The organism is Caenimonas koreensis DSM 17982 (assembly GCF_009646335.1).
In the GTDB taxonomy this organism is placed as follows: Bacteria; Pseudomonadota; Gammaproteobacteria; order Burkholderiales; family Burkholderiaceae_C; genus Ramlibacter; species Ramlibacter koreensis.
Window position 1 is genome coordinate 45,295 of record NZ_WJBU01000003.1, and the last position, 15,340, is coordinate 60,634.

The 15,340-nt window shown below is 63.8% G+C and carries 15 protein-coding genes and 3 tRNA genes; 8 read left to right on the top strand and 10 right to left on the bottom strand.

The features are described 5' to 3' along the window. The first annotated feature begins 34 nt into the window (after positions 1–34). The 8 genes from folC to GHT07_RS03915 all read left to right on the top strand — a co-directional run bounded on the left by folC (position 35) and on the right by GHT07_RS03915 (position 6,005). Entirely contained in the window at positions 35–1,333 is a 1,299-nt protein-coding gene (gene folC / locus GHT07_RS03880; RefSeq protein ID WP_153583751.1) for a bifunctional tetrahydrofolate synthase/dihydrofolate synthase, read from the top strand. Continuing rightward, entirely contained in the window at positions 1,333–2,145 is an 813-nt protein-coding gene (locus GHT07_RS03885) for an SPOR domain-containing protein (protein ID WP_153583752.1), read from the top strand. Before folC ends, GHT07_RS03885 begins: the two co-directional genes overlap by 1 nt. A 14-nt stretch (positions 2,146–2,159) precedes the next feature. Next, the gene (locus GHT07_RS03890) at positions 2,160–2,648 is read left to right on the top strand and encodes a CvpA family protein (RefSeq protein ID WP_153583753.1); all 489 of its coding nucleotides are present in this window, start codon (positions 2,160–2,162) and stop codon (positions 2,646–2,648) included. A gap of 22 nt (positions 2,649–2,670) precedes the next feature. Then, entirely contained in the window at positions 2,671–4,179 is a 1,509-nt protein-coding gene (purF, locus tag GHT07_RS03895) for an amidophosphoribosyltransferase (RefSeq protein WP_153583754.1), read from the top strand. A gap of 5 nt (positions 4,180–4,184) precedes the next feature. Continuing rightward, a complete protein-coding gene (gltX, locus tag GHT07_RS03900) occupies positions 4,185–5,597 on the top strand; it encodes a glutamate--tRNA ligase (RefSeq protein ID WP_153583755.1) in 1,413 nt (470 codons plus the stop codon). A gap of 65 nt (positions 5,598–5,662) precedes the next feature. Next, a tRNA-Ala gene (locus GHT07_RS03905) sits at positions 5,663–5,738 on the top strand. 23 nt (positions 5,739–5,761) lie between these two features. Beyond that, positions 5,762–5,837 (top strand) — tRNA-Glu (locus GHT07_RS03910). A gap of 91 nt (positions 5,838–5,928) precedes the next feature. Next, a tRNA-Asp gene (locus tag GHT07_RS03915) sits at positions 5,929–6,005 on the top strand. A 135-nt stretch (positions 6,006–6,140) separates the two neighbouring features. Here GHT07_RS03915 and GHT07_RS03920 read toward each other — a convergent pair. The 10 genes from GHT07_RS03920 to soxC all read right to left on the bottom strand — a co-directional run bounded on the left by GHT07_RS03920 (position 6,141) and on the right by soxC (position 15,267). Continuing rightward, the gene (locus GHT07_RS03920; protein WP_323740787.1) at positions 6,141–6,497 is read right to left on the bottom strand and encodes an ArsR/SmtB family transcription factor; all 357 of its coding nucleotides are present in this window, start codon (positions 6,495–6,497) and stop codon (positions 6,141–6,143) included. 105 nt (positions 6,498–6,602) lie between these two features. Then, a complete protein-coding gene (locus GHT07_RS03925) occupies positions 6,603–7,556 on the bottom strand; it encodes an MBL fold metallo-hydrolase (RefSeq protein WP_153583757.1) in 954 nt (317 codons plus the stop codon). Between the two features lie 19 nt (positions 7,557–7,575). Beyond that, positions 7,576–8,691, bottom strand: a complete 1,116-nt coding sequence (locus GHT07_RS03930; protein WP_153583758.1) for a YeeE/YedE family protein — start codon at positions 8,689–8,691, stop codon at positions 7,576–7,578. Positions 8,692–8,709: 18 nt separating this feature from the next. After that, positions 8,710–10,449: a thiosulfohydrolase SoxB gene (soxB, locus tag GHT07_RS03935; protein WP_153583759.1), complete on the bottom strand. Its 1,740-nt coding sequence runs from the start codon at positions 10,447–10,449 to the stop codon at positions 8,710–8,712. Between the two features lie 68 nt (positions 10,450–10,517). After that, positions 10,518–11,168 carry a sulfur oxidation c-type cytochrome SoxX gene (soxX, locus tag GHT07_RS03940; protein ID WP_153583760.1) on the bottom strand — a complete coding sequence of 217 codons (651 nt, stop codon included), beginning with the start codon at positions 11,166–11,168 and terminating at the stop codon, positions 10,518–10,520. 19 nt (positions 11,169–11,187) lie between these two features. Then, complete coding sequence (gene soxA / locus GHT07_RS03945; protein WP_153583761.1) at positions 11,188–11,991, bottom strand: sulfur oxidation c-type cytochrome SoxA; 804 nt, start codon at positions 11,989–11,991, stop codon at positions 11,188–11,190. Positions 11,992–12,009: 18 nt separating this feature from the next. Beyond that, positions 12,010–12,321: a thiosulfate oxidation carrier complex protein SoxZ gene (soxZ, locus tag GHT07_RS03950; RefSeq protein ID WP_194792813.1), complete on the bottom strand. Its 312-nt coding sequence runs from the start codon at positions 12,319–12,321 to the stop codon at positions 12,010–12,012. A 25-nt stretch (positions 12,322–12,346) separates the two neighbouring features. Then, complete coding sequence (soxY, locus tag GHT07_RS03955; protein ID WP_153583762.1) at positions 12,347–12,805, bottom strand: thiosulfate oxidation carrier protein SoxY; 459 nt, start codon at positions 12,803–12,805, stop codon at positions 12,347–12,349. A gap of 61 nt (positions 12,806–12,866) precedes the next feature. After that, positions 12,867–13,988: a c-type cytochrome gene (locus tag GHT07_RS03960; protein ID WP_153583763.1), complete on the bottom strand. Its 1,122-nt coding sequence runs from the start codon at positions 13,986–13,988 to the stop codon at positions 12,867–12,869. Continuing rightward, positions 13,972–15,267, bottom strand: coding sequence for a sulfite dehydrogenase (gene soxC, locus GHT07_RS03965; RefSeq protein ID WP_153583831.1), 1,296 nt, complete (start codon positions 15,265–15,267; stop codon positions 13,972–13,974). The genes GHT07_RS03960 and soxC overlap by 17 nt, the downstream gene beginning before the upstream one ends. Between the last annotated feature and the right edge of the window lie 73 nt (positions 15,268–15,340).

Consider the following 15,340-nt stretch of genomic DNA (forward strand, 5'->3'; position numbering starts at 1 on the left):
TGGCCCGGCTCGCGGCGGGCTGTGTGCTGGGACAATGCAGGCCATGAAAACGCTTCACGACTGGCTGGCACATTGCGACAGCCTGCATCCCAAAACCATCGAGCTCGGCCTGGACCGTGTCCGGGCTGTTGCCACGCGGATGGGGCTCGCCTTTACCTGCCCCGTGATCACCGTGGCCGGCACCAATGGCAAGGGCTCGACCTGCGCCATGCTGGAGGCGATTGCGCTGCAGGCGGGTTACCGCACGGGCGTGTACACATCGCCTCACCTTGTGCACTTCGAAGAGCGCTGCCGTATTCATGGTGAGATTGTTGGCGCCGATGCACTCGTGCCATTTTTCGAGCGCGTCGAAGCGGCGCGCGAGGGTGTGACGCTGACCTACTTTGAATTCACGACGCTCGCGATCCTTTGCCTGATGGCGTCTTCGAAGCTCGATGTCGCCATTCTGGAAGTGGGCCTGGGTGGTCGGCTCGATGCGGTGAACATCATTGACAGCGATTGCGCCGTGATCACGAGCATCGATCTCGACCACATGGAGTTTCTCGGAAACGACCGCGAGACCATCGGCCGCGAGAAGGCCGGCATCATGCGTACGGGACGGCCGGTGGTCGTGAGCGACCCGGTGCCGACGCAAAGCATCATCGACTATGGCACTGAAATCGGTGCCGACGTCTGGCTGATGGGACGCGACTTCAACTTTTCGGGCGACAAGCAGCAATGGTCGTGGGCCGGGCGGGGCCGGCGCTACGCGGGGCTTGCGTACCCGGCGCTGCGTGGCGCCAACCAGTTGATCAATGCCTCGGGCGTGCTGGCTGCGCTGGAAGCGTTGCGATCGAAGATCCCGGTCACGGCGCAGGCTGTGCGCAACGGGCTGGCCATGGTCGAGCTGCCCGGCCGCTTCCAGATCGTGCCGGGCCAGCCGACGCTCGTGCTCGACGTTGCCCATAACCCGCACTCGATTGCAGCGCTTGCCGCCAACCTCGACGCGATGGGTTTCTTTCCGACGACGCACGCCGTTTTCGGTGCGATGGCCGACAAGGACCTGGCACCGATGCTCAAGAAGCTCGGGCCTATCATCGACCGCTGGTACTTCACGGACTTGCCCACGGCGCGGGCCGCGAAAGCCGCCGACCTGTACGCAACCTGGCGCCAGCAGGAAACGCGCACCGATGTCGATGCATCCACTCACACATCGCCAATGCAGGCGCTCGATGCAGCGGTCGCCGCCGCGGACCCCGCTGATAGAATCGCCGTGTTCGGATCGTTCTACACGGTAGGAGGCGTGCTCGGGGACGGAGTGCCTCGCCTTCACGCCAAACATCTCGCGAGCTGATGGCCTTTTTCAAGTTCCGCAAAGGTGGCGACGATTCGCAAGCCACACAACGCCCAGCCGAAAGCGTCGAGGCCATGCGCAAGCGCGCAAGGCACCGGCTCATTGGCGCGGCGGTTCTCGTATTGATCGGCGTCGTCGGCTTTCCGCTGCTGTTCGACACGCAGCCGCGGCCCATCGCCGTGGACATTCCCATCGAAATTCCGGATCGCAACAAGGTCAAGCCGCTGCCTGCCCCGGTGCAGCCGGCAGTGGTTGCTGCGTCGGCCGCGTCAGTGCCTGCCGCTGTGGTGCAGGCGCCGCCAGCAGCTGTTGCAGCTGCGCCTTCGCCGGCACCTGCCTCCACACCCGTGCAGGTCGCCAAGGTCGAGCCGCCACCGGCGAAGGTCGAGGCCAAAACCGAAGCCAAACCTGAGCCGAAGCCGGAAGCCAAGCCGCCCGTCAAGGCCGAGCCCAAGCCAGAGTCCAAGCCTGATGCTAAAGCCGCTGAGCCCAAACCGGCGCCCAAGGTGGACGACGGCGCCAAGGCGCGCGCGCTGCTGGAAGGCAAGACACCAGCTGCCGCCGTTCCCGCCGCCGCAGAGAGCGGCCGCTTTGTCGTGCAGGTTGGTGCATTCGCCGATGCCGCGCTCGCGCAGGAGACGCGGCGCAAGGTCGAGAAAGCCGGCCTGAAAACGTATACGAACGTCGCCGAGACGAAAGACGGCAAGCGCATTCGCGTGCGGGTCGGGCCCTTTGCCACCCGCGACGAAGCCGTGCGAGCCGCCGAGAAGATCAAGGGGCTGGATTTACCGGCAGCCATCCTCACCTTGTAGGTTGTGTGCAGGCAATGGCGGCGCTCGACTGGGTTTTTGTGGCAGTGCTGCTGGTGTCACTGCTGATCGGCGCGTTGCGCGGTTTTGTGTACGAAGTACTGTCGGTGTTGAGCTGGGTCGCGGCGTTCGTGCTGGCGCAATGGTTGGCGCCTGAAGTCGCCAACTGGCTGCCAATGACGAGCTGGTCGCAACCTGTGCGGTACGCGGCGGGTTTTGGTGTGGTGTTCATCCTGGCTGTGTTTGCCGGGGCGCTGCTGGCCTGGCTGGTCAAGAAGATGATCGAGGCCGTCGGCCTGAGGCCCGTGGATCGCACGCTGGGTGCGGCATTCGGCCTGGTGCGCGGTGTGGTGTTGTTGCTGGCACTGGCGGTGGTGGTCAACCTCACGCCGATGCGCCGTGACATGTGGTGGACGGAGTCGGCGGGCGCGGGTATTTCGAACGCGGCGCTGAAGGGTTTGAAGCCGGTGTTGCCCGAGCGGTTCGGGCAATATCTGCCGGGGTAAGGCCCGGCCAGGAAGAAAACGTATGTGTGGAATCGTCGGCGTTGTCTCCAGCGCCCCAGTGAATCAGCTGATCTATGACGCCTTGCTGCTGCTGCAGCACCGCGGGCAGGACGCAGCGGGTATCGTCACCCAGCAGGAGCGCAAGTTCTTCATGCACAAGGCCAAGGGCATGGTGCGCGACGTCTTTCGCACGCGCAACATGCGCGCGCTGCCGGGCAATGCGGGTCTGGGCCAGGTGCGCTACCCGACGGCGGGCAACGCCTACAGCGAAGAAGAAGCGCAGCCGTTCTACGTCAACGCCCCTTACGGCATCGTGCTTGTGCACAACGGCAACCTCACCAACGCGCAAGTGCTGAAGGCGGAGCTGTTCAACACGGACCACCGCCATATCAACACCGAGAGCGACTCGGAAGTGCTGCTCAATGTTTTTGCGCACGAGCTCGACAAATCCACCCGCGGCCAGCATTTGACGCCCGAAGCCGTGTTCGATGCGGTGGCGCAAGTCCACAAGCGCGTGCGCGGCTCCTACGCAGTGATCGCGCTCATCGCGGGCCATGGCGTGCTCGCGTTCCGCGACCCGTTTGGCATCCGGCCGCTGTCGATGGGGCGCGGTGCAGACGGCGCCGTGATGGTCGCGAGTGAAACGGTATCGCTCGAAGGCACGGGCCACGTGTTCGAGCGGCACGTGGCGCCGGGCGAGGCAGTCTTCATCGATCTGGACGGCAAGGTGCATTCGCGCCAATGCGCCGAGAACCCGAAGCTCTTCCCGTGCATTTTCGAGTTCGTGTACCTCGCGCGGCCCGACTCCGTGCTTGATGGCATTTCGGTCTATCAGGCGCGTCTGAACCTGGGCGAGACGCTCGCCAAGCGCGTGGTGTCCACCGTGCCGCCCAATGACATCGATGTGATCATCCCCATCCCCGAGTCGAGCCGGCCGAGCGCGACGCAGCTCGCGCATCTGCTGGGCATTCCGTACCGAGAAGGTTTCGTGAAGAACCGCTACGTGGGCCGCACCTTCATCATGCCGGGGCAGGGCGTGCGCAAGAAGTCCGTGCGCCAGAAGCTCAACGTGATCGCCAGCGAGTTCAAGGGGCGCAATGTGCTGCTCGTGGATGACTCCATCGTGCGAGGCACCACCAGCCGCGAAATCGTGCAGATGGCGCGCGACGCGGGCGCACGCAAGGTGTACCTCGCCAGCGCCGCGCCGCCGGTGCGTTACCCCAATGTGTATGGCATCGACATGCCGACCGCTGAAGAGCTTGTGGCGCACGACCGCACCGTCGAGCAGATCCGCGAAATCATCGGCTGCGACGCACTGATCTACCAGGACGTCGAAGGCATGAAGCGCGCGATCGGCTCGCTCAATTCCAAGCTCGATGGCTTCGATGCGTCGTGCTTCGACGGCGTGTACGTGACTGGCGACATCAACGCTGACGACATCGCGCGCATCAATGAAGCGCGGATCGGCCAGGAAGATGCACTCGAAGAAGACACGTCGCGCCTGGCGCTTCCCAACGCGCAGGACGCCTGAGACGCATGACAGTTCGCACCCGCTTTGCCCCATCGCCCACCGGCTTCATCCACCTCGGCAACATCCGCTCGGCCTTGTATCCGTGGGCATTCGCCCGCGCCGAGAAGGGGGTGTTCATCCTTCGCATCGAAGACACGGATGTCGAGCGCTCGTCTCAGGAGGCCGTTGACGTCATCCTGGAAGGCATGGCCTGGCTCGGCCTCACGCATGACGAAGGTCCGTTCTACCAGATGCAGCGCATGCCGCGCTACAAGGAAGTGCTGGAGCAGATGAAGGCGCAGGGCCTCGTCTATCCGTGCTACATGAGCGTGGCCGAACTCGATGCGCTGCGCGAAAAGCAGATGGCAGCCAAGCAGAAGCCCCGTTACGACGGCACGTGGCGGCCCGAGCCCGGCAAGACATTGCCGTCCGTGCCGCCAGGCGTGCAACCCGTGCTGCGGTTCAGGAACCCGGTCGGCGGCGCGGTGGTGTGGGAAGACAAGGTCAAAGGCCGCATCGAAATCAGCAACGATGAACTCGATGACCTGGTGATCGCGCGGCCCGATGGCACGCCCACCTACAACTTCTGCGTGGTGGTGGACGATATCGACATGGACATCACCCACGTGATCCGCGGTGACGACCACGTGAACAACACGCCGCGCCAGATCAACATCTTCCGTGCGCTCGGCAAGGAGCCGCCCGTGTATGCGCACCTGCCCACGGTGCTGCAGGAAGTGATTGACCCGGACGGCACGAAGCGCGTCGAGAAAATGAGCAAGCGCCATGGTGCCAAGCCCGTGACGCAGTATCGTGAAGAGGGCTTTCTTGCTGATGGTGTCGTGAACTACCTGGCCCGCCTGGGCTGGTCGCATGGCGATGATGAAGTGTTCAGCCGCGAGCAGTTCATCGAGTGGTTCAACCTCGATCACCTGGGCAAGAGCGCCGCGCAGTTCGACGACACGAAGCTGCGCTGGGTCAACGCGCAGCACATCAAGCAGACCGACGACGCAAAGCTGGTGGAACTGCTCAGGGCCATTCGCCCCGGCGTCGTCGAAGGCCGTGATGCGGAGCATCTGGCGCGCATCTCTGCGCTTGTGAAAGACCGGTGCGAGACGCTGCTGGTGCTGGCCGACTGGATCGAGAAGTTCTATCACCCCGTGACGCCTGACCCGGCGGAAGTGGCCAAGCACGTGACCGATGCCGTGCGACCAGCGCTGGGCATGCTCGCGAAGATGCTCGAAACCTGCGAGTGGGAGAAGGCAGCGATCTCTGAATGCATCAAGGAAGTCTTGCGTGCTTCGGGCATCAAGATGCCGCAATTGGCTATGCCTGTTCGCGTGCTGGTGATGGGCACGTCGCAGACGCCGTCACTCGATGCCGTGCTGTCGCTTTGCGACAGGCAGGTCGTTTTGCAAAGGCTCAACTCAGCGGGCTGAAAAATCGGGATATAATTCGAGGCTCGGAAATCAGCAGGGTGCCGTAACAAGCAGCTTGTCGATTTGGGGGTATAGCTCAGCTGGGAGAGCGCTTGCATGGCATGCAAGAGGTCATCGGTTCGATCCCGTTTACCTCCACCAACCGAAAATTGAGCAAGGTTTTTGACCCTATCGTCTAGAGGCCTAGGACATTACCCTTTCACGGTAAGTACCGGGGTTCGAATCCCCGTAGGGTCGCCAGTTTCACTGCAGCAGTCGCCAAGCGGCTGCGCCTCAGTGAAGCGGCACAAGCCGGTTGCACTTGGCCCGCAAGGGTGAAAGCAATCTACCAGGAGTGGTAGTTCAGTTGGTTAGAATACCGGCCTGTCACGCCGGGGGTCGCGGGTTCGAGTCCCGTCCACTCCGCCAGTCTTCAAGCAAACACGGGCCTTCGCGGCCCGTGTTTCGTTTCTGGCTTCCAAGAAAAAACCTTCCCGGCAACTTCTGCCGCTGCAAGCCGCGTTCGTGCACGGCAGTGACTTGCCCGATTCGGCTGCTGCTGCCTCAGCGATGCACGGGCCGAAGCAGGCGGTCTGCGGGCGCCAGGGCATCGTCGCCGTCCAATTCCACGGCCACTTGTGTGCATACGGCCCGACACAGCGTGGCCACGCGCTCACTTTGCAGCTTGTAGTAAATCTGAGTGCCTTCCCGGCGGCGCCCCAGCACACCGGCGCGGTAGAGCGTTGCAAGGTGCTGCGACATATTGGGCTGGGTGGTGTCGATCTGCTCGAGCAACTCGGACACATTGCGTTCCCCGTTGCACACGGCACTGATGATCTTCAGCCGCACTGGCGTTGACAGCAACCCGAACAGCTCGGCTGCCGATTCGAAGACCAGATCTTCTTCGCTGATGTCTGCCACGTGTTTCCCGTAAGAGGTTGCCAAGCCATCACTCTATCAGCACATGCCGATAATCGCAGCCCGTGCTCCCCCTCAGCTCCATACTGCCGCGACGACGGCAGGCCTTCACTTGGCCTGCTGCTCCATCAGCAGGTAGGTGTTGAAGGCGTTGATCCGGTTGGCCGCGCGAAAGAGGGGTAGCCCGGCGAACCGCGACCAGTCGGCGCGCGCGTAGGCGTCCTCGAAGGGCTCGAGGTTGGCCGCAGCCTCACCCATGCTCTTGCGCAGGAACACCAGGTAGTCACGCGTCAGCTCAAGGTCGGCCACCGGGTCGGTGGACATTGGGCCGTGTCCCGGCACGATGATGCGAGGGCGCAGCGCGATCAGCCCCGAGAGAGCGTCTATCCACGCGCGGCTATCAGCCTGGCCGACGTAGGGGACGCGACCGCGAAAGACCACGTCGCCCGCGAACAGCACGCCAGCGCGCTCGGCGTACACGACCAGGTCTTCCGGTGTGTGCGCAGGCCCCACATGCCGGATATGAATCTTCTCGCCGCCCAACTCGAGCACCGTGTCAGCGTCCAGCCACTTGTCGGCCGGCACCAGGCGCGTGCGTGCGTCGATCCACGGAGCGAGTTCCACGCGGCTGGCAGCCAGGCGCAGCTGGGCCGTCTCCGAGCTCAGGTACTCCTGGCCTGCGCGTTGGGCAATCACCGTGGCCCCCAGGTCTTTGAGCACCTGAAGGCCGTAGATATGGTCAGCGTGATAGTGGGTCACGACAACGTAGCGAATCGGCTGCGTCGTGACCTGACGCACGGCAGCCACCAGTTCTTCAGCCAGCGCCGGCGAGCCCAGCGCGTCGATGACCACCACGCCCTGGGGTGTGACGATGAAGCCGGCATTGGAGATGAAGTTGCGGTTCGCTGTCGATCCCAGCGCGGCCTGTCCCTGGACGAGCCACGCGTTGTCGGCAACCTGCTGCGCCTTCAGGGGCTGGGCAACGGCAGCCGCCGCTGCAAATAGCAGCCCAGTGCAAGTGACCGCCACCCAGGCCAGCCGTTTGAGGATGTGAGTTGTCATGAATTCTTATAGCGCCAATTCAGGCGGTCACGCTGGCCTTGCCGCTGGACGATGCAGCGCCGGGCACGGCCTGGTCGAGAGGCCCGGCGGGACGTTGATCGATGAGGCGATCGGTGATGGCCGCAGCTGCCCATATGGCGCTGAGTGTCACCCATGAGGTTGCTGTGAACACCGCAGCGCCCGATAAGCCTGCACCCACTGCGCAGCCCCCTGCGAGCATGCCGCCGAAGCCCATGCACATGGCGCCTGCGATATAGCGGCGCATGCTGGGCCCGCCCTCAAAGCCCTCCAGCTTGAGCTCGCCGAACAGCGCGGCGGCCAGGAAGGAGCCGAGGAAGACGCCCGGGATCAGGCCAAGGTCGAACGTGACAGGCTTGTCGGTGACGAACAGGACGCGGCTGAGCACCTCCGCCGATGGCCCGGTGAAGCTCAGTGACTGGATCGGGTGCGTATCGAAAGCGACTGTCGAGACCGCGTACGTGAGCCACCACGCAGCAGCAATCGACAGCCCCACGCCAATCGCACCCGCCCAGCCCCACGGCGGCACGCGCTGGCGGCGTGCCCACACGATAGCGGCGACCATCCACAGGGCGGCGAATGCAAAGGCACCGCCATGCCCGATGCCCGTGCGTGCGATGAGGTCGCGCGCACCGCCGCCATCGATCGTCCACCACTCCGAGATGACAGCGCGCACCGGCGACAGTGCGCCCGTGAGCGCCGACTGCGCCGTGACCGCGAAGATCAGGCCTGACAGCAGCGAACGCAGATTGCCCTGCGCTGCCAACACTAGCAGGCGGCTCGAACAGCCCCGCGCCAGGATCATGCCGATGCCGAACAGTGCCCCGCCAATGGCAGCGCCCGACATGCTTCCGCGCGCGGCGATCTGCCGCGCATTGCTCGCGTCGAACAGGCCCGCCCATGCGAGCGCTTGAGTAGCGCCCACCGCTGTTGCGAATGCGAAGAGCCACACGGTGAGCTTGCCGCCCATCTGGTTGCGCGCGAATTCGATCACGGCAGAACGCAAACAGAAGCGCGACCGCTGGGCCATGAAGCCGAACACCAGGCCGATGACCACCGCGCCAGTGGCCAGCGTGCCGTTCTCGCCCAGATGTTCAATCACCAATTCGAGCAGCATGCAAATTCCGGATGTGGCTCAGCCCTTTGCGATGCCCGGGTTGCCCTGGACTCCCGCCAGCGTGGGCGTGTTGATGCGGCGCGCCTTGACGCGACCGCCCTGCGACTTCAGCCACGTCTCCACATGCTCCCACACGGGCTTGACGCCGGGCACTGACTTGGCTTCCTCCGCGACAGGTGCCCAGCCAGCCACCTTGTATTTCTTGCCGGCCTCGATGGGCTGGCCCTTCAGCCGCATGTCGGAGATGCGGGCGCCCATTTTTTCACCGGGGTTCAGCGCGTAGCTGAGGCCGCCGACGCGCACCATGTCACCACCTTGCTGGTAGTACGGGTCGGGGTTGAAGAGGTTGTCGGCCACGTCTTCCAGAATGGTCTTGATGGTCTCGCCAGTTACTTCGTTGACTGTCGCGTAGGGGTAGGTGATGGCGAGCTGGTCCATCATCAGCTCGCGCGTGATCGTGTCGCCTGGCAGCAGCGACGTGCCCCAGCGAAAGCCCGGTGAGAACGCGATCTCGGCGCCCTGCACATCCATCATCGCGTCGCAGATCAGCTGGTCCCAGCTGCCGTTGAAATTGCCGCGCCTGTACAGCAGGCCATCCGTCACGGCCAGCTTCTCGTTGAGCCTGGCCTCATAGGGCGCACGCACCTTGGTGATCAGCGCGTCCATCTGCGCATCAGGGCGCAATTGATTGGCAAAGACCGGCAGCAGCCGATAGCGGTAGTCCACCAGCTTGCCCGCCTTCACATCGAAATCCATCACGCCGAGGAACTTGCTGTTGCTGCCAGCGTTCGTCACGAGCGTGGTGCCGCCTGCGTTTTTCACGGGCACCGCTACCGGCACGCCATCGTGCGTGTGGCCGCCGAAGATCGCGTCGATGCCGCGCACGCGGCCGGCCATCTTCAAATCAACATCCATGCCGTTGTGCGACAGCACGACGACCAGCACAGCGCCCTTGCCGCGCGCTTCATCGACAACTTTTTGCATGTTGTCGTCCTGGATGCCGAAGGCCCAGTCAGCAACCAGATAGCGCGGGTTGGCGATGGGCGTGTACGGAAAGGCCTGGCCGATGATCGCCACTGGCACGCCATTGATCTCGCGCATCGTGTAAGGCTTGAACACCGGATCGCCGAAGTCGTTGGTCTTGACGTTCTGCGCGACGAAGTCAATCTTGCCTTTGAAATCCTTGTCGATGATTTCCTTCACGCGGTCCATGCCGTACGTGAATTCCCAGTGGCCAGTCATCACATCCACGCCGAGCAGCTTGCAGGCATCGACCATGTCCTGCGCGTTGGTCCACAGCGAAGTGGCGGAGCCTTGCCACGTGTCGCCGCCATCGAGCAGCAGCGCACCGGGTCGGCTCGCCTTGAGCATCTTCACCAGCGTTGCCAGGTGCGCGAAGCCGCCCACCTTGCCGTAGCGGCGCGATGCCTTGTCGAAGTCGAGGTAAGTGAATGCATGCGCCATCGCTGTGCCGGGCCGCACGCCAACGGCTTTGAGCAGTTGCTCACCCACCAGATGCGGCAGTCGGCCCTGCATCGTGCCCAGGCCCAGGTTGACGCTGGGTTCGCGAAAGTAGATGGGCTTGAGCTGCGCGTGGCAGTCGGTCATGTGCAGCAGCGAGACATTGCCGAAGGCCGGCAGGTCGTACAGACCTTGCTGCGCGGTCGCCGCGTCGGCATCTGCATAGCGCCCCAGGGCCATGCCGGCGGCAGAGGCAGAAGCCATCACCTGCAGGAAGTCGCGCTTGGAAAGATTCATGATTCAGTAATCAATGATATACACAGATGAAAACAGGCCCGCTCGGCAGCGGGCCTGGTGTGAATGCCTTACTGGTTGACCGGCGACTTCGGGTCGAGCAGCAGCGCCATGAGGTGCTTGAGTTGCTGCTCGTCCAGCAGCTTGGCGTGGCCAAAGCGCGGCATGTTCGAACACGCCGAGTAGGCCTTGCTGTTCCACAGCTTGCCCCAGGTGTACTGCACGATGGGTGCAGATGCCGGGTCAGCCACATCCTTCACGCCACGCAGCTTGCCGTAGTTGTACAGGCTGGGGCCGATGGTGCCGAAGCTGATTTCTTCCTTGCCGATCTGGTGGCAGTTGTAGCACTGGGCGCCATTGGCAGCCGGTGCCGCGCTTGCGTCCGTCCACGTCATGCCGCGGCCGTTTTGCGCGAGCTTCTCGCCTTCACGCCAGTCGCCCAGGTACTTGCCGTCTGCGGGTGGCCGTATGGTGGCCATCGCCTCGGCCTCGACGCGCCTGGCCATGTCGTCCGCAGGCGGCTTGTCGCTGGAGCACGCGGCCTGGCCGAGGTCCTGGTTCAGGCGGTCGACTTTGGCGATGCCCTGGTCGCGAAATGACGACTTGATCATCACCGCCGCCTGTGCGTCGAGCTCGGCGGGCGACGGCAGGCTGGCGCAACCGGCGATGAGGCCGGTGGCGAGCAATGCGCCTGTGAGGATGAGTGTGTGTTTGCGTTGCATGGTGCGGTCTCGTTGCCAATCAGCGCTTGAGCGCAGGTGCGATGGATTGCGCGCCCCGGGCGTTGAAGCCCATGTACACGCCCAGCGCAATCGTCACGTCGGACGCAAAGCCGGGGTACGGAAAGCGCTGCTGGCGGTAGCAGTCGTTCAGCCTGCGCTGCATGCTCCACATCTCGCCGCTGGACACGCGGTAGGCCGGCCATGCGGCAAAGCCGATGCCGTCGCCCGGGTTCTTGGTCAGGTCCGGAAGGTCTTGCAGGCGGATGCGCTTGCCTGGCTCGCCGTGGCAGCTGGCGCATGAAAAGTCCATCGGCCCGCCGCGATAGAAGAATGCGCGCTTGCCCAGTTCATAGAAGCGCTTTTCTTCAACATGGGCCTGGGGCAGCGCCATCTTCAGGCCGCGCGATTCGCTGGAGATCCATGCGGCCAGCGCTGCCATCGTGGCTTGCTCACCCTTGTCGAAGCCGGTGCTGGCGATCTCGGCGGCATTGAAACCCTGCAGATTCTCCATGCAGGTCAGAAGGCGCGACTCCAGGTCTTGCACGCGCTGCGTGTCGGCAAACCAGCGCGGCAACTGCACCCACGCGCCTTTGACTACGCCCGGGCCCAGGCCCAGGTCGCAGCGTTGCAGGCTGGCTTTTTTCGGCCCGCGCGCCGTCTTCCACAAGTCCTCGCCCTTCGCCTCGAACAGCTCCGCGGGGTTGCCGTCTTCCAGCATCTTTCGGTACTCGGCGATGCCATCGGCTGCCGACTTCTGCTGCGCCGTTGCACTGACAGATGCCGCCAGTGCGAGAGCCACGGCGATCATGGTGGATTGCTTCATGTCTGCGCTTTCTGCGTGTCAGGACACGGTGGCTTCGTCGGTGCGTGTGTCGCCCCGGTTGTCTTTCCATGTCACGGCAATCTTGTCGCCGGCCTTGGCGCCCTTGACATTGAATTGCAGGAACGGGTTCTTCGACACCGAAGGCCCCCACTCAGCGGTGAGCACGGGCTTGCCATTGAGCTGCGCGCTGACTTCCTGGATGAACCACGCGGGAATCGTCTTGCCCGCCGCGTCCTTGCGCTGGCCGGTTTCCATTTCATGGGCCATCAGCACGCGGACGGTGGCTTTGTCGCCTGCAACTTGGGCGCGAATGCGCATCGGATCTGCCATTTTTGATTCTCCTAGTGTGAGTGGCTCAGCCGCCGCAGCCGCCGAGCGTGACCTTGACTTCTTTCTGCGCGAACAGGACCTTGCCGTCAGCCATCATGGCCACGGCATAGACGTTGGACGACTGGCCCATCTTCACGCGGGTGGAGATGTTCGCGTCGATCGCGTCCGTCACATCGAAAATCGCCGACAGCACACTGGGGTTCTTTTCGACCAGCACCAGCAGCTTCTTCACACCGGGCAGGGCGGTGGACACACCGATCGGCACGACAGCGCCGTTCTCTGCAATGTCGGGCCCGGTAATGGTCACGTCTTTGCTCTCGGCAGGCGTACCAGCGCCGAGCGTCTTCATCAGCTCAGCCATGGACTTGACCTCGAATGCGCGCGTGTTGTACGCCGCGTGCGCCGCCTGCGGCAGCAGCCCGGCGGTGGCCATCAGCGCGGCGACCTTGGCCGAGTGGGAAAGCATTTCTCTGCGGTTCAGCATCACTGTCTCCTTCATGCATATACGGTAATGAATCCGGGTCGCCGCCTGCAGCGGGCGAACCCTACTTTTTTGCGCCGGCGGCCAGCCACTGCGCGATTGTTTTTGCGTCTGCTTCGGGCAAGGTTTGCGCAGGCATTGGAATAGGCCCCCAGATACCTTGCCCGCCCGACTTGATCTTGGCCGCGAGGTAAGTCTCTGCATCGCTACGGCTGGCGTACTTGGCAGCGATTTCCCTGAAGCCCGGCCCGACGATCTTCTTGTCTGTGCCGTGGCAGGCCGTACAGGTGTACCTCTGCGCCAGAGCCAGCGCCGCCGCGCTTGCGTTGTCGCCAGCGGGCCTGGCTGTGGCCGCAGCAGGCGCGGGGCCTGCTGCAACAGCGGCTACAGCGGCAGCAGCGGCTGCTGGCGTTGCTGCCGGTGGCCGCGTCGTGTCTGCACCGCGCTGCGGGCCTACACCGCGTTGCTGCTGCGACAAGTCGCCGTGGTTGTTGCGTGCAAAGTCCGGCATGAATGAAGCAACCTTGGGCTCGGCAATGCAGTCCTTCATGCAGGCCAACGCGTGCACATCGGGCTTGCTGCCGTTGCCCATGCCCTTGCCGGGCCACAAGCCGTGGTTGGTCGTCATGCCGTTGCGGTTGGGCAGCAGCTTTTGCACGTCGGCAATGTTCGCGTCAGACAGCGTGAAGCCGTCCGCAATCACGCCGCCCATATTGAGCAGATAAGCAGTGACGGCATACACCTCTTCATGCGAGAGCGACTTCGGCGCGTTCCACGGCATCGCGCGGTTGATGTAGTCCCACAGTGTTGAAACTGTCGCCACCTTCATCAGCGTCGTGCGGCCGGGAAAGCTGCTGTCATTCAGGCGCGCGACACGCCCTGTCTTGACGTCGTCTTTCGTCGTCCCGCCAACCAGCGGTGAGAACACCTCATTGCTCTCGCCGAAGACGCCGTGGCACGACGCGCACTTGCCCTCCCACACTTCCTGCCCCTTCGCGACAGAACCTGAGCCCTTGGGCAATCCCTTGAAGTCGGGCCGCACGTCGATGTCCCACGCCGCTACTTCCTGCGGCGTCGCAACGCGACCGATGCCGGCGAAAGCAGTCTGCGCCATCGCGCTGTGGCCGGCGAGCGCCACCACCACCGCAGCGGCTACCCGGCTGAAGGTTTCACGACAGCTGGACATTCTTGACCTCGCCGCTTTCCTGCACGAGCCACGTCTGGATCGAATTGTTGTGATAAATCGAGCGCGATCCGCGCACGGCGCGCAGCTGCCTGTAGCTGGGCTGCACATAGTTTGTCTCATCCGTCGCGCGGCTTTGCAGCAGGGCCGGCTTGCCGTCCCAGACCCAGTCCAGCGAAAAGCGCGTCAGGCACTTGCTCATCACCGGCTCTTGCAGGCGTGCGGTCTTCCAGTTGCGCCCGCCATCCACTGACACATCCACGCGTTTGACTTTGCCGCGTCCCGACCAGGCCAGGCCGCTGATTTGGTAGAAGCCCTTGTCCAGCAGCACCTGGCCACCCGAGGGAGTCGTCACCACGCTCTTGCATTCCTGCGTGCTCGTGTACTGGCGGTGCAGGCCGCCGGGCTGCAAGTCGATGTAGTGAATGGCTTCGTCCTTGGTGCCGTAGGGCTGGTCGCCCACCTCGATGCGGCGCAGGTACTTCACCCAGCTCACGCCTTGCACGCCCGGCACCACCAGCCGCAGCGGGTAGCCTTGTTCAGGCCGCAGCATCTCGCCGTTTTGCCCATAGGCGACAAGCACTTGCCCGCTTTCGATCAGCTCCATGGGCACGGTGCGCGTCATGCTCGAGCCGTCAGCGCCCTCGGCAAGCACATAGCGGCCACGCTTGTAGTCAACGCCGGCCATGTCGAGCAGGATCTTCAGCGGCACGCCGGTGAACTCACTGCAGCTGAGCATGCCGTGGCTGTACTGGCAGGTCGGCACCGCCACGTTGCCCCATTCCATGCCCGTGTTGGCGCCGCACTCGATGAAGTGGAAGCGGCTCACCGAAGGCAGCCGCATGATTTCATCCATGGTGAAGACCAGCGGCTTCTTCAGCATCTTGTCGTCGCTGCCGTTGATCATCAGCCGGTGCTTCGATGGGTCGATGTCCCACCAGCCCTGATGGTGGCGCTCGAAGTGCAGGCCGCTGGGTGTCACGATGCCGAACAGGCTTTGCAGCGGCGCAAACGAAACCGAAGCCTGCGTGGTCTGGGTCAAGCCGGGGCTGGTGCGCCGCTGGACATTGGACTCGTACTTTGAAGGCCTGCCATAGCCGTCTGTGGCAACCGGTTGGCCCAGCCCCTTGCTGTGCTCGGGCAGCTCCAGGATGTTCGGGTCGCCGCCACCGGCTGCGACCGGGTTGGCCCGCGCCAGAGCCGCGGGCGCGGCCACACCCGCCATGGCCGCCGCAAACGCACCACGAATGAAATCGCGGCGCCCCGCCATCGCTTCACTCATGACAGTGCGCACGCCCTCAGCGTCGATGAAGTTTTCAGGCGCTTTGACGAGCCGCCCGGCACGATGCTCTTGA

What these genes read in the sequence shown, in the direction of transcription:
- GHT07_RS03885 (WP_153583752.1), top strand. Translation starts at nt 1,333, where the DNA reads ATGGCCTTTTTCAAGTTCCGCAAAGGTGGCGACGATTCGCAAGCCACA.
- GHT07_RS03930 (WP_153583758.1), bottom strand. Translation starts at nt 8,691, where the DNA reads ATGCTGCTCGAATTGGTGATTGAACATCTGGGCGAGAACGGCACGCTG.
- soxA (WP_153583761.1), bottom strand. Translation starts at nt 11,991, where the DNA reads ATGAAGCAATCCACCATGATCGCCGTGGCTCTCGCACTGGCGGCATCT.
- folC (WP_153583751.1), top strand. Translation starts at nt 35, where the DNA reads ATGCAGGCCATGAAAACGCTTCACGACTGGCTGGCACATTGCGACAGC.
- soxC (WP_153583831.1), bottom strand. Translation starts at nt 15,267, where the DNA reads ATGAGTGAAGCGATGGCGGGGCGCCGCGATTTCATTCGTGGTGCGTTT.
- gltX (WP_153583755.1), top strand. Translation starts at nt 4,185, where the DNA reads ATGACAGTTCGCACCCGCTTTGCCCCATCGCCCACCGGCTTCATCCAC.
- soxX (WP_153583760.1), bottom strand. Translation starts at nt 11,168, where the DNA reads ATGCAACGCAAACACACACTCATCCTCACAGGCGCATTGCTCGCCACC.
- soxY (WP_153583762.1), bottom strand. Translation starts at nt 12,805, where the DNA reads ATGCTGAACCGCAGAGAAATGCTTTCCCACTCGGCCAAGGTCGCCGCG.
- soxZ (WP_194792813.1), bottom strand. Translation starts at nt 12,321, where the DNA reads ATGGCAGATCCGATGCGCATTCGCGCCCAAGTTGCAGGCGACAAAGCC.
- soxB (WP_153583759.1), bottom strand. Translation starts at nt 10,449, where the DNA reads ATGAATCTTTCCAAGCGCGACTTCCTGCAGGTGATGGCTTCTGCCTCT.
- GHT07_RS03925 (WP_153583757.1), bottom strand. Translation starts at nt 7,556, where the DNA reads ATGACAACTCACATCCTCAAACGGCTGGCCTGGGTGGCGGTCACTTGC.
- GHT07_RS03890 (WP_153583753.1), top strand. Translation starts at nt 2,160, where the DNA reads ATGGCGGCGCTCGACTGGGTTTTTGTGGCAGTGCTGCTGGTGTCACTG.
- purF (WP_153583754.1), top strand. Translation starts at nt 2,671, where the DNA reads ATGTGTGGAATCGTCGGCGTTGTCTCCAGCGCCCCAGTGAATCAGCTG.
- GHT07_RS03960 (WP_153583763.1), bottom strand. Translation starts at nt 13,988, where the DNA reads ATGTCCAGCTGTCGTGAAACCTTCAGCCGGGTAGCCGCTGCGGTGGTG.